Below are 11,587 nucleotides of genomic sequence, written 5' to 3'. Positions count from 1 at the left end.
GCACCATGAGCGATGCACCGACACTGTGGTGCGGCAGCACGTTGGTCGTCTTCGACGGACCGCGGCGTCTGATCTGGCGGCCGGTCTCGGCCGGCCGCTGGTCCCTCGCCGACCTGTGGCCGACCGCCCGTCAGGCGCGCCAGGTCACCGACCACATCGAAGACGGCGGCGCGGTCCTGGTTCTTGTTGACGAGGAACAGATCGACGTCCCGATGTACGCCGAGGAAGTGGCCCAGGTTCCCGAGTCCCTGGCGGCCAGGATCACCGTGGACGGCGACCTCGCCGACCTCCGGATTCCGGCCCTGGACTGGCTTCCGGAGCCGCTGCGCGAGCGCGGGAGAACGTTCCTGCGCGACACGGACTGCCACATCGACCGGCAGCCCGACCTGCTCCTGCCGCACCTGCTCGTCGAGGAGCCGGGCCAGACGCCCTGCAACCTGCGTTTCGCCCGGATCCGCCACCCCCGTCCCTTGAACAACGACCGGCTCAGGTCCGCTGCCGACCATCTCTTCGCCCCGGCAGAGGCAACCCTGGCCATGATGGAGGCCGCGTCATGACGGTCCAGACCACCGCCGCCGGAGGCTCGCATGGAGCACGCGAGCCCCTGGCGGGGCGGGTCGTGATCCTGACCGGCGCGGGCCGCGGACTCGGTCTGGAGACCGCCTCCACCCTGCTCGCCGAGGGCGCACGCGTCATCGCCAACCACCGCTCGCCCTCGGCGGGCCTGGAGGCGCTCGCCGACAAACACCCCGACCGGCTGGACCTGGTCCCCGGCGACATCGCCGCCGAGGACACCGCCGTGGAACTGATCTCCAGGGCCCGGCGGCTGGGACGGCTGGACGTCCTGATCCACAACGCGGGCATCGCCCGGGACCAGCTCCTGGTCCGCACCCCGGTCGAGGACTGGGACGCGGTGCACGGAGTCAACCTCCGGGGCGCGTTCCTCACCACCAAGCACGCGCTGAAGACGATGATGCGCGCCCGCTACGGCCGGATCATCTACGTCTCCTCGGTGACCGCGCTGACCGGCAACGCGGGCCAGGCGAGCTACACCTCGTCCAAGGCCGGCCTGCACGGACTGGCTCTCACCGTCGCCCAGGAATACGCCTCCTACAACATCCGCACCGCGGTCGTGGCCCCCGGCATCCTCGACACCGGTCTGGGCGCCGCCGTCGCCCCCGCCCAGCAGCGGCGCATGGTCGACCGCGCCCTGCTGGGCCTCGGCAGGGCAGAGGAGACCGCCGCCACCATCGCCTTCCTGTCCGGACCGGGGGCGGACTACATCAACGCCACGGTCATCCGCACCGACGGAGGAATGAGGTACTGATGAACACGCGCAGCTCACACATCCTGATCCCGGCCCCGCCCGACGTGGTCCGGCAGATCCTGCTCGAACCCACCGAACTGGCCGACTGGAACTCGGCGTTCCTCACCATCCAGGGGCCGAAGCACGCGATCGTCGGAGAGCGCTACCCGATCGTGGTCCGCGGCGGACTGCGGGGCCACTGGGCGTACCGGCAGATCACCGACGAACTGATCGAGGGCCGCTGGGACGTTCCCGGCCTCACCGAGGAGAACTCCTGGCAGCTGCGGCCGCACGGCTCGGGCACCCATGTGACGCACGCGCTCCAGCAGCGCGGCGCCCTGGCCTCCGTACTCCGCTCCGCCACCGTCAACGTCGCCGAACTGCGGCTGGAGCGGCTGTACAAGCGGGCCGAGGCACGCGTCCTGGCCGGGACCTCCTGACATGGAGCCCCCCGACGCGCGGCCGCGGCCCCAGCCGCTCCTGGTCCCGTCCTCCGACCTGGTCGTCCGGCCGGAGGACGTGGCCGCCGCCCCGCCGTTTCCCGACGGCTGGTCGCAGCCCGCGCCGATCCATCTGGCGCAGTTCCCGGACGACCCGTCGGAACCACACATACTGCGCGGCCTCGACTGAGCGATCCCGAGGACCCGTGTCCCGGTGGCCGCGCACCGACCGCGGTGGGCCCGTCCGTGTACCTCCCCCGTCCGCGCACGGGCCCACCGCGCCTTCCCCGACCGAACAGGAGAGATCGCTGTGTCCTCCACCCCCGTTCTGCGCACGCCGCCCGGCTCCTCACACGCCCGCATCCTGGGAGTGGGCGGATACCGGCCCTCCAGGATCGTCCGCAACGAGGACATCGCCCCCCGCATCGACTCCAGCGACCAGTGGATCCGCGACCGCTCCGGCATCGCCGAACGCCGCTGGGCCGACCCGCACGAGACCGTGGCCCACATGGGCGCGGCCGCGGCCGAGAAGGCCCTGGCACAGGCCGGTGTGACGGCGCGGCAGATCGGCTGTGTCGTGGTGGCCACCTCCACCCACTTCCAGCAACTGCCCGCGGTGGCCACCGACATAGCCCACCGGGTGGGCGCCACGAACGCCGCGGCCTTCGACCTGTCCGCCGCCTGCGCCGGCTTCGCCCACGGACTGGCGCTGGCCGGTGACATGGTGCGCGGCGGCAGCGCCGAATACGTCGTACTCGTAGGCTCGGAACGCATGTCGGACCTGATCGACCACGACGACCGCGCCACCTCCTTCCTCTTCGCCGACGGCGCCGGAGCCGTCGTCGTCGGCCCCTCCCGGGTCCCCGGCCTCGGCCCGGTGGCATGGGGCGCGGACGGCGCGCAGAGCGACGCCATCACACAGACCGCCTCCTGGCAGGACCTGCGCACCGACCGCTCCCTGCGGTTCCCGGCGCTGACCATGCAGGGCCAGACCGTGTTCCGGTGGGCGGTCTACGAGATGGCCAAGGCGGCGCGGCAGGCGCTGGACACGGCGGGCATCGACGCCGCCGACCTGGCCGCCTTCCTGCCCCACCAGGCCAATCTCCGCATCATCGAGGCGCTGGCCAAGGCCCTGCGGCTGCCCGACGATGTGGCGGTGGCGCGTGACGTCCAGTACGCGGCCAACACCTCCGCCGCCTCCATCCCGCTGGCCATGGAGCGGATGCTCGCCTCGGGCGAGGCGCACCGCGACGGCCTGGCGCTGACCATCGGGTTCGGCGCGGGTCTGTCGTACGCGGCACAGGTCGTCGTACTGCCCTGACCTCACCCCCAAGTACCGCTCAGGCTGAAGGAGTTCCGCCATGGACGTCACCCCGCAGGCGATCATCGTGGCCGGTCTCGCCGAGATCGTGAGCGAGATCGCCGGCGCCCCCACGGCGGACGTCCGGCCCGACACGTCGTTCGCCGACGACCTGGGGGTCGACTCACTCACGCTGATCGAGCTGGTCGTCGCCGCCGAGGAACGCTTCGCCGTCACGATCCCCGACGGCCGGGTCGGAGACCTGAGGACCGTCGGCGACGTCGTGGACCACATCCTCGGCGCCGCCTGAACGGGCCCCGGCGGACCCGCGCACCGAGCGCCCCCGGCAGACCCGCGCACCGAACCGGGCCGAGAGCCCCGTGCACCGAACCGGCCCCGAGAGTCCCGCGCGCACTGAACGAGCCCCGAGAGCCCCGCAGACAGGAGGAAACGATGAGAACCGCACCCCGCACCGTCGTCGTCACAGGGCTCGGGATGACGACACCGCTCGGCGGCGATGTCCCCGGCACCTGGGAGGGGTTGCTCGCGGGGCGTTCCGGAGCACGGACGCTGACCGAGACCTGGGCCGAGGAGTCGGCGGTGCGCTTCGCGTGCCGGGCGGCGGCCGAACCCGGGCCGCAGGTCGGTACGGCGCTGGCCCGCAGGACCGACCGATCCACGCAGTTCGCCCTGGTGGCGGCCCGCGAGGCCTGGCAGGACGCCGGGGCCCCGAGGACCGATCCCGACCGCCTCGGCGTGGTGCTCGCCTCCGGACTGGGAGGCGTCACCTCGCTCCTGGACTCCTACGACACCCTCCGTGAGCGTGGCCCGCGCCGGGTCTCCCCGCACACCGTGCCCATGTTCATGCCCAACGGCCCGGCCGCTCAGGTCGGCCTGGAGTTCGGCGCGCGGGCCGGCGTGCACGCGACCGCGTCGGCGTGTGCCTCCGGCGCGGAGGCGATCGGGCACGCGATACGGCTGATCCGCTCCGGCGCCGCCGACGTCGTCATTGCCGGGGGCGCCGAAGCCCCGATCCACCCGCTGCCCATGGCCGCCTTCGCCAACATGATGGCCCTGTCCAAGCGCAATGACGCCCCGGAGCGCGCCTCCCGCCCCTACGACAAGGGCCGTGACGGCTTCGTCATGGGCGAGGGCGCCGGGGTCCTGGTCCTGGAGTCCGCCGAACACGCCGCGGCCCGGGGCGCCCGGGTCCTGTGCCAGGCCGCCGGAGTCGGGCTGTCCTCCGACGCCCACCACATCGCCCAGCCCGAACCCGGCGGGCGGGACGTGGCCAGGGCCATCGCCGCGGCCCTTGCCGAGGCCGGCGCCCGCCCCGAGGACGTGGTCCACGTCAACGCCCACGCCACCTCGACGCCCATGGGCGATCTGGCCGAACTCGCCGCGCTGCGCACGGTGTTGGGCAGCGCCGCCGACCAGGTCGCGATCTCCGCCACCAAGTCGATGACCGGGCACCTGCTCGGAGCTACGGGCGCGGTCGAGTCGGCGATCGCCGTCCTCGCCCTCGGCCACCGGCTCGCGCCGCCCACCATCAACCTGGAGGATCCCGACGAGCGGGCCGACCTGGACATCGTGCGGGACAAGCCCAGAGAACTCACCGCCGGACCCGCGGTGGTCCTCAACAACTCCTTCGGCTTTGGCGGCCACAACGTCGCCCTCGCCTTCCGCGCCGGCTGACCGCAGGACCTTCCGCGCCGACTGACCGGGGGAGTGGTCGTGACGGCGCGGAAGGTCAGGCGGCGTCCGCCCCGACGGGGACCTTCTCGAGTGCCAGTCCGCCCTTGAGCCACTTGCTGGACTCGACGGCGGCACACAGGGCACGCTCCCCTTCGCGCATCAGGGGCATCAGCCGGTCCAGCTGGAGCAGCGGCAGGGCGTTGCCGTTGTTGCCGGTGGTGGCCACGCAGCTCACCTCATGGGCCGGCACGTCCAGCCGTTCGACGATGTGCCGGGTCATGCGGCCGGAGAGCTGAGGGGGCAGCAGATGGTGCAGTTCCCCCAGGCTCCAGCCGACCGACTCGGCCAGTTCGCGCACGATCTCCTCCGCCAGCTGGGGAACGTACTCCTCGATGGCCTTGTAGTCCTCGCCGGCGGGGGGCCGTCCGTCGTCCCGGTCGGCGGCGCCGAACCACTCGATGACCTGCCCCGGAGGGCGCCCGAGGCCGACGAAGCGCTGGAGCACCCGTCGGACAGCGACGGCATGTCCGCGCGGACGGCGCGACAGCACGGCGGCTGCCGCCCCGTCGCCGAAGAGCATGTAGTTCACCAGCTGGTTCGGGGGCAGCCGCTGGAAGTCCTGCTGGAGCGCGAAGTGCTTGTTGCAGATGTCGCCGCCGATGACCAGGCCGGTGAGGTCGTCGTCGGCGTCCGCGTCCCGCAGCAGACGGCAGCCCGTGTCGAGCGCCTGGATGGCCCCGGCACAGCCGGACTGCAGCTGATAGGTGGGAACTTGGTCGATGCCGAGCCGGTCGGCGACCAGGTTGACCGTGGCGGGCATCAGATGGTCGGGCGTGGCCGTGCCGAGCACGATGAAGCCGATCTCGCCCGGGTCGACCCCGGCGTCCGCCAGCGCGGCGTCGGCGGCCTCTTCGCACAGATCGGTGAGGGTGAGGGAGGAGTCCCCGGTGGCCAGGTCGGTGGCGAAGTGACGTGCCTGGTTGCCGGTGAAGTCCTCGATCCAGCGGGCGCTGGCTCCGAGCAGCCGGGCCAGCGACTCGTTGTCCACCGGGTCGCCGGGGAGCGCCGCGCCGGTCCCGGCGATGTGGGGGACGCTGGTACGCGGCCCGTTCACGACGCCTGCCGGTGGGACATGGCCCACTCCGCGCGCGCCTGCCGGGCCACCGGGTCGCCGGTCGAACCGGAGCGCAGGACGCGGGCGTCGTCCGCGTCGATGTCCGCGCCGGCCCCGCGCACCGCACGGGCGGCCTTGAGGCGTACCAGCATGGGCAGGTAGAGGGCCGCCACCAGCCGGCGGGGATAGACCAGGCGCGCCTTGCCCTGCTCGATGGCGCGTACGGCGGCCACCGCGAGCTTGTCCGTGTTGCCGATCGGCAGGTTCCGCAGGATGTGACGGGCACCGGGCGAGTGGGCGGCCTCCGAGAGGAACTGCGTGTCGACCGGGCCGGGCAGCAGCTCCATGACCCCGATCCGGGTCCCCATCAGTTCGAGCCGCAGGGTCTCGGTCATCGCGGCCAGGGCCGACTTGGAGGAGGCGTAGTAGCCGAGGCCCGGCCAGGTGCGCAGCTGCATCAGCGACGAGACGTTGATGACCAGTCCGGTGCCACGGGCCCGCATCTGCGGCACGATGGCCCGCACCAGTGCCAGCGGGCTCCAGAAGTTGGTCTCGTACACCTCCCTGGCCTCGTCGCGGTCGCCGACGTTCCACTGGAAGCCGAAGCACCCGACCCCGGCGTTGTTGATCAGGATGTCCACGCCCCCGAGGTGCTCCAGTGCGCGGTCCGCCAGTACCTCGGCGTTGCCGGGCACCGACAGGTCGGTGACGAGGACGACCGGGGCGGGCCCGCCCGCCGCGGTGATCTCCTTGGCCAGGCTGTGCAGGGAGCTTTCGGTACGGGCGGCCACGGCCAGCCGGGCGCCCTTGGCACCCAGGGCGAGCGCCAGCGCGCGTCCGATGCCGCTGGAGGCGCCGGTGATGAGGACACGCTGGCCGGCGATGCTGCGTTGCATGGGGGTTGCCTTCCTTCGACGGTTCGACGGTTCGACGGTTCGACGGGGCGTCCGGGACATCCGGGATGTCCGGACGTCCGGGACGGGGAGTTACGGGGCAACGGACGTACGGGAGTTACGGGGAACTCAGGCGAGGCGGGAGCGTGTAGTAGATCCGGCGCCAGAGCCAGTGCTTGAGCCATTTCTGGGAGTTCACCAGCCGGTACACCCGTTGCCGGGCCTGCACGGCCGGGGCACTGGAGAGGCCGAACGCCCGCTCCTGGGCGGACTGGGTCCGGCGGGTGCGTTCCACCGCGGGTTCCCGCAGCTTCTGAAAGCGCGTCAGGGCGGTCGCCAGTCGCTGGCGCCGGTCGGGCGCCGTCAGGGCGTCCGAGACGAGGGGGGCCAGCGCCAGGGCGTCCATGATGGCGTGGTTGACCCCCTGCCCCAGGATCGGCGACAGGGTGTGCGCCGCGTCCCCGATGAGCACCAGGCCGTCGCGCGACCAGCGCGGCACCGATGTCGTGAAGATGTCCAGCAGGGACAGGTCACTCCAGCGGGTGATGTGGGTACGGACCGCGGGACCCAGCTCGGGGGCGAACGCGGTGATCTGGCCGTGCAGCGCCGGGAGCCCCTGCGCGCGGACCTGCTTCAGTCCGCCCTTGGGGATGTTGAGACCGACGCGCAGGGACCGGGGGTGCGTCGGCAGCATCAGGGCGTGCCGGTCCCGGTCGATACGGACCCGCACGGTGTCGTCGTCCCAGGTGTCGGGCAGCGGCACCTTGAACCAGAGCACGTCGCGGCCGAGCGGCTTCCTGGTGAACGGCAGACCGCTCAGCTCCAGTACGCTGCTGAACCTTCCGTCGGCTCCGACGGTGAGGTCGGCGTGGATGTCCAGCGGACCGTCGGGGCCGGTGCAGCGGGCCCCGGTGATCCGGCCGTCGGCCGAGCGCAGCAGGCCGGTGACGCTGTGGCGGCGCAGCAGGGTGAAACCCGGGTGGCGGGCCGCCTCCTCGGCCAGCACCTCCAGGAGGACCTGCTGGGGGATCTCGGTCGGCAGGCTGCCGTCCGGGCTGATGTCCCGGAAGTCCACCCGCAGCGCGGCGGCGCCACCGTCGCTGATCTCGAAGCGGTTGGTGCGGGCGAACTCCCCCCGGGCGGCGATGGCGTTCATCAGTCCGAGCCGGTCCAGGAGCCGCACCGAGTCGGGGGAGATGGACTCGCCGCGGAAGTGCCGTTTGTAGCGCGCGCTCTGCTCCACCACGACCACCCGGTTCCCGCGACGGGCGAGCTGGAGCGCCAGCATCAGTCCGCCGGGGCCGCCGCCGATCACGCAGACCTCGCTGTCGAGCTCGGTGTTCCGCTCACTCATGCCGGACTCCTTTCGAGTGCGCCCCGTACCAGGGACACCAGGTCGCTCACGCGGTAGGAGGAGGCGGGCCGTTCGGGAAGCTCCGCCAGGTCCAGGCCGGGGAAGCGCCTGCCGAGGTCCCGGGCGATGAGCAGCAGGGTCATCGAGTCGTATCCGAGGTCGTCGTAGAGCAGGGTCTCGGCCCCGATGTCCGCGCTGGCGTAACCACCCGCGGCGGCCACGGCGGCCAGCACCGCCGCCTCGACCGAGGCGGGGGCGGCCGGTGCGATGGGGCCGACCGGGGCGACGGGCCCGGCCGGCGTGAGGGTGGCGACCGGGGCGACGGCGCCGATGGGCGCGAGGGTGGCGACCGGCGCGACGGCCGTCCGCGGCACCGGAGCGTGGTCGTACCCCGAGGCCGGGTGGTCGGGGCGGGCCGGCCCGGTTGGTGTGACGGAGTGGGCCGGCCCGGTCGGGGTGACGGAGTGGGCCGGCCCGGTCGGGGTGACGGAGTGGGCCGGTCCCGTCAGGGTCCCGGAGTGGGCCGGCCCGGTCGGTGTGACGGAGGTGGTGAAGCGGTGCTCCGTGGAGAACCGATACGGCGCCGGGCGGTGCCGCGGCCCCTCGGCGGGCGGATGCAGCGACTCCCAGTCGACGTCGAGGCCGCCCCGGTACAGGGCCGCGACCACCTCCGCGAACGCGCGGGCATCGGACTTCTCGCCGGAGCAGACCGCCAGCCGCCGCGGATTGCCCGGCAGGTCGAGCGAGCCCAGCAGCGCGGTCAGCACCGCGCGCGGACCGACCTCCACCACATGGGTGGGCTCCGGCGCCAGGGCGGCGCGGGCCGCGTCGGCGAACAGCACCGGCTGAGTGATCTGCCGGACCCAGTAGTCGGCATCCACCGCGGTGTCGGCCAGTCCGCCGCCAAGGACGGAGGAGAACACGGGGACCGTCGGCCGATCGTGCCGTACCGCCCGGGCGGCCTCCTCGAACTCGGCCGTCATGGGCTCCATGAGGGAGCTGTGGAAGGCGTGCGACACCTCCAGGGCCCTGCTCCGCACGCCGTTCGCCAGCAGCGCGGACCGCAGTCGGCCCAGGGCCGCCAGGTCCCCGGAGACGACGGTGTTGCGCGGCCCGTTCACCGCGGCCACCTGCAGCGAGGGCTCCGAGGCGAGCGCGAGCACGGTTTCGGGCAGCCCCGCCAGGACCGCCAGCATGCCGCCACCGGGCGGCAGTTGCTCCATCAGCGCCCCGCGCAGGCAGACCAGCCGGGCGGCGTCCGCCAGCGACAGCACACCGGCGAGGCAGACCGCCGCGAACTCCCCGACGCTGTGGCCCAGGACGAACGCCGGCTCGACGCCCAGCTCCAACAGGGTGCGGCCGAGCGCGTACTCCACCGCGAACAGGGCCGGTTGGGCGGCGCCGGTGCGGTGGATACGCGGGTCGTCCCCGAGGATAAGACCCGTCACCGAGTAACCGAGAGGACCGCCGCACGCCTCGTCGGCCTCGGCGAGGAACCTCCGGTACAGCGGCAGCCGGCGGTGGAGCGCGGCGGTCATCCCCGGGTACTGGGCCCCCTGCCCGGTGAACAGCAGCCCCACGCGGATGCCGCCCGCCGGGCGCCCGCTCAGCCGGTCCAGCACGGTGTCGTCCTGGGCCGCCTCCTCCAGTGCGCGGGTCAGCTCCGACCGCCCCTCGGCGACGACGGCGAAGCGGTACGGCAACCCCGTCTTGACCCGGTTGGCGGACCGGCACACCTCGGCGAGCGCACCGCCCCGCTGCCCGGACACGTGCTCGGCCTGGGCGGCGGCGTTGCGCCGAAGTGCCGCCCGGTCGGGCGCCGACAGCGTGAACACGTGGGGCGTGTCGGCGGCCGGCCGTCCGGCGCGGGGCGCCATGGGGGTCCCCCCGCGCGAGCGAAGCCGAGCGTGGGGGAGGCTCCGGGCGGCCGCCGGGGCACTGGAGAGCACCAGGTGGGCGTTGGTGCCGCCGAGACCGAAGCTGCTCACCGAGCCCACCGCGGTCGCCGGAAGCCGCAGCGGGGCCGCCGCCAGGCGCAGCCCGCGTTCGGCGAGCCGCAGGCGGGGGTTCTCCGGGTGGCTGTGCAGGGTCGTCGGCAGCAGCCGGTGGTGCAGCGCGAGGGCGGCCTTGACGAGTCCGGCGGCACCGGCGGCCCCCTCGGTGTGCCCGACGTTGCCCTTGACCGAGCCGATGGTGCAGGGCCGCTCGCGCGGAACGCCGTGCACATCGCCCAGCGCGGAGGCCTCGATCAGGTCGCCCAGCACGGTGCCGGTGCCGTGCACCTCGACGAAGTCCACGTCCTGCGGCCGGACTTCGGCCCGCCGGTACGCCTCGGTCATCACATCGCGCTGGCTGAAGCGGCTCGGCGCGGTGAACCCGTTGCTGCGCCCGCCGTGGTTGACCGCCGAGCCGCGCACCACCGCGTACACCGGGTCGTGGTCGTCGAGGGCGTCCTGGAGCCGGCGCAGTACGAGGACGGCGGCGCCCTCGCCCCGCCCGATGCCGTCGGCGTCGCGGTGGAACGGCTTGCACTGGCCGTCCGGTGCGGACAGCCCGGCCTGGGTGTAGAAGATGCCCAGCGCGGGGGTCAGGATGACGTTGACCCCCGCGACCAGGGCGGTGTCGCACTCGCCGCGGGCCAGGGACTCGCAGGCCAGGTGCACCGCGACCAGTGAGGACGAACAGGCGGTGTCCACGGCGAGGCTGGGGCCGCGCAGATTGAGCTGGTACGAGAGCCGGTTGGCGACCATGGCGTGGCCGGTGCCGGGACCCGTGTGCGCGCCGACTCCGCCGAAGTCGCCCATCCGCAGGGCCCATTCGTCGCCCATGACGCCGACGAACACTCCGGTGCGGCTCCCGTCGAGTTCACCGGGGCGCAGCCCGGCGTCCTCCACGGCCCGCCAGGCGCACTGCAGCAGGACCCGTTGCTGGGGGTCCATGGCGGCGGCCTCGCGGGGCGGGATGCCGAAGAACGCGTTGTCGAACGCGCCGATGTCGTTCAGGTAGCCGCCCCGGGCCGTGTTCATCGTGCCTTCCGGGGCGCCCGGGGCGTCCGAAAGGTACCGGGAGGCCTCCCAGCGGTCGGCCGGCACGTCACGGGTGGCACTCGCGCCGCGGGTGAGCAGCTCCCACAGACCGTCCTTGCCGTGCGCGCCGGGGAAGACGCAGTCGATCCCGATGATGGCGACGGGGGGCGCGCTCATCGAGTCGAGATGATTCCGTGGAGGTGGTCCGTGATCGCGTCGATGCTGGGATGGTCCCAGGCCAGCGTCGGCTCCACGGCCACGTCGAGGGTCTCCTCTATCTCGCCGCAGATACTGAGGGCGTAGACCGAGTCGAGACCGGCCTCCGCGAGCGGCTTGGCGGGATCGAGGGCGTCCGGCGGGTTGCCGAGGTAGTCGGCGACGACCTGGGTGAGCCAGACATGCAGCTCTTGCTTGGTCGGCAGCATGGGCAGATCCGATATCTCGCTCATGGCGGTCTCC

General features: G+C 73.1%; 12 protein-coding genes. 7 read left to right on the top strand and 5 right to left on the bottom strand.

What is annotated here, in order from left to right; translation table 11 throughout:
* Positions 1–5 precede the first annotated feature (5 nt).
* From C4B68_RS08510 to fabF, 7 genes are all read left to right on the top strand, one after another.
* Positions 6–557: an aldehyde dehydrogenase family protein gene (locus C4B68_RS08510; protein WP_143674221.1), complete on the top strand. Its 552-nt coding sequence runs from the start codon at positions 6–8 to the stop codon at positions 555–557.
* Positions 554–1,327, top strand: coding sequence for an SDR family NAD(P)-dependent oxidoreductase (locus C4B68_RS08505; RefSeq protein ID WP_099498776.1), 774 nt, complete (start codon positions 554–556; stop codon positions 1,325–1,327). Before C4B68_RS08510 ends, C4B68_RS08505 begins: the two co-directional genes overlap by 4 nt.
* Entirely contained in the window at positions 1,327–1,746 is a 420-nt protein-coding gene (locus tag C4B68_RS08500; protein ID WP_099498775.1) for an SRPBCC family protein, read from the top strand. Before C4B68_RS08505 ends, C4B68_RS08500 begins: the two co-directional genes overlap by 1 nt.
* A gap of 1 nt (position 1,747) precedes the next feature.
* Positions 1,748–1,936, top strand: coding sequence for a hypothetical protein (locus C4B68_RS08495; protein WP_099498774.1), 189 nt, complete (start codon positions 1,748–1,750; stop codon positions 1,934–1,936).
* Between the two features lie 120 nt (positions 1,937–2,056).
* A complete protein-coding gene (locus C4B68_RS08490; protein WP_240634258.1) occupies positions 2,057–3,067 on the top strand; it encodes a beta-ketoacyl-ACP synthase III in 1,011 nt (336 codons plus the stop codon).
* A 40-nt stretch (positions 3,068–3,107) separates the two neighbouring features.
* Positions 3,108–3,356: an acyl carrier protein gene (locus C4B68_RS08485; RefSeq protein WP_099498773.1), complete on the top strand. Its 249-nt coding sequence runs from the start codon at positions 3,108–3,110 to the stop codon at positions 3,354–3,356.
* 143 nt (positions 3,357–3,499) lie between these two features.
* Positions 3,500–4,741 (top strand): beta-ketoacyl-ACP synthase II, encoded by a 1,242-nt coding sequence (fabF, locus tag C4B68_RS08480; protein ID WP_099498772.1) that lies wholly within the window; start codon positions 3,500–3,502, stop codon positions 4,739–4,741.
* Between the two features lie 55 nt (positions 4,742–4,796).
* On the opposite strand, the gene C4B68_RS08475 is transcribed toward fabF, so the two are convergent.
* The 5 genes from C4B68_RS08475 to C4B68_RS08455 all read right to left on the bottom strand — a co-directional run bounded on the left by C4B68_RS08475 (position 4,797) and on the right by C4B68_RS08455 (position 11,577).
* Positions 4,797–5,855, bottom strand: coding sequence for a 3-oxoacyl-ACP synthase III family protein (locus C4B68_RS08475; protein ID WP_099498771.1), 1,059 nt, complete (start codon positions 5,853–5,855; stop codon positions 4,797–4,799).
* Positions 5,852–6,751: an SDR family NAD(P)-dependent oxidoreductase gene (locus C4B68_RS08470; protein WP_167459049.1), complete on the bottom strand. Its 900-nt coding sequence runs from the start codon at positions 6,749–6,751 to the stop codon at positions 5,852–5,854. The genes C4B68_RS08475 and C4B68_RS08470 overlap by 4 nt, the downstream gene beginning before the upstream one ends.
* A 115-nt stretch (positions 6,752–6,866) precedes the next feature.
* On the bottom strand, positions 6,867–8,102 hold the full coding sequence (locus C4B68_RS08465) for an FAD-dependent monooxygenase (protein ID WP_099498769.1): 1,236 nt from the start codon (positions 8,100–8,102) through the stop codon (positions 6,867–6,869).
* Positions 8,099–11,305: a type I polyketide synthase gene (locus C4B68_RS08460; RefSeq protein ID WP_099498768.1), complete on the bottom strand. Its 3,207-nt coding sequence runs from the start codon at positions 11,303–11,305 to the stop codon at positions 8,099–8,101. The genes C4B68_RS08465 and C4B68_RS08460 overlap by 4 nt, the downstream gene beginning before the upstream one ends.
* Positions 11,302–11,577 (bottom strand): acyl carrier protein, encoded by a 276-nt coding sequence (locus tag C4B68_RS08455; RefSeq protein WP_099498767.1) that lies wholly within the window; start codon positions 11,575–11,577, stop codon positions 11,302–11,304. The genes C4B68_RS08460 and C4B68_RS08455 overlap by 4 nt, the downstream gene beginning before the upstream one ends.
* Positions 11,578–11,587 lie beyond the last annotated feature (10 nt).

It is taken from the genome of Streptomyces dengpaensis, assembly GCF_002946835.1.
Lineage (GTDB): Bacteria > Actinomycetota > Actinomycetes > Streptomycetales > Streptomycetaceae > Streptomyces > Streptomyces dengpaensis.
Note: the sequence above shows the minus strand (reverse complement) of the source record. Positions and strands in the feature narration are given on the sequence as shown.

Bases quoted from the DNA above. Each gene is read 5' to 3' on its own strand.
- C4B68_RS08510 (WP_143674221.1), top strand. From the start codon at position 6: ATGAGCGATGCACCGACACTGTGGTGCGGCAGCACGTTGGTCGTCTTC.
- C4B68_RS08505 (WP_099498776.1), top strand. From the start codon at position 554: ATGACGGTCCAGACCACCGCCGCCGGAGGCTCGCATGGAGCACGCGAG.
- C4B68_RS08500 (WP_099498775.1), top strand. From the start codon at position 1,327: ATGAACACGCGCAGCTCACACATCCTGATCCCGGCCCCGCCCGACGTG.
- C4B68_RS08495 (WP_099498774.1), top strand. From the start codon at position 1,748: ATGGAGCCCCCCGACGCGCGGCCGCGGCCCCAGCCGCTCCTGGTCCCG.
- C4B68_RS08485 (WP_099498773.1), top strand. From the start codon at position 3,108: ATGGACGTCACCCCGCAGGCGATCATCGTGGCCGGTCTCGCCGAGATC.
- fabF (WP_099498772.1), top strand. From the start codon at position 3,500: ATGAGAACCGCACCCCGCACCGTCGTCGTCACAGGGCTCGGGATGACG.
- C4B68_RS08470 (WP_167459049.1), bottom strand. From the start codon at position 6,751: ATGCAACGCAGCATCGCCGGCCAGCGTGTCCTCATCACCGGCGCCTCC.
- C4B68_RS08465 (WP_099498769.1), bottom strand. From the start codon at position 8,102: ATGAGTGAGCGGAACACCGAGCTCGACAGCGAGGTCTGCGTGATCGGC.
- C4B68_RS08460 (WP_099498768.1), bottom strand. From the start codon at position 11,305: ATGAGCGCGCCCCCCGTCGCCATCATCGGGATCGACTGCGTCTTCCCC.
- C4B68_RS08455 (WP_099498767.1), bottom strand. From the start codon at position 11,577: ATGAGCGAGATATCGGATCTGCCCATGCTGCCGACCAAGCAAGAGCTG.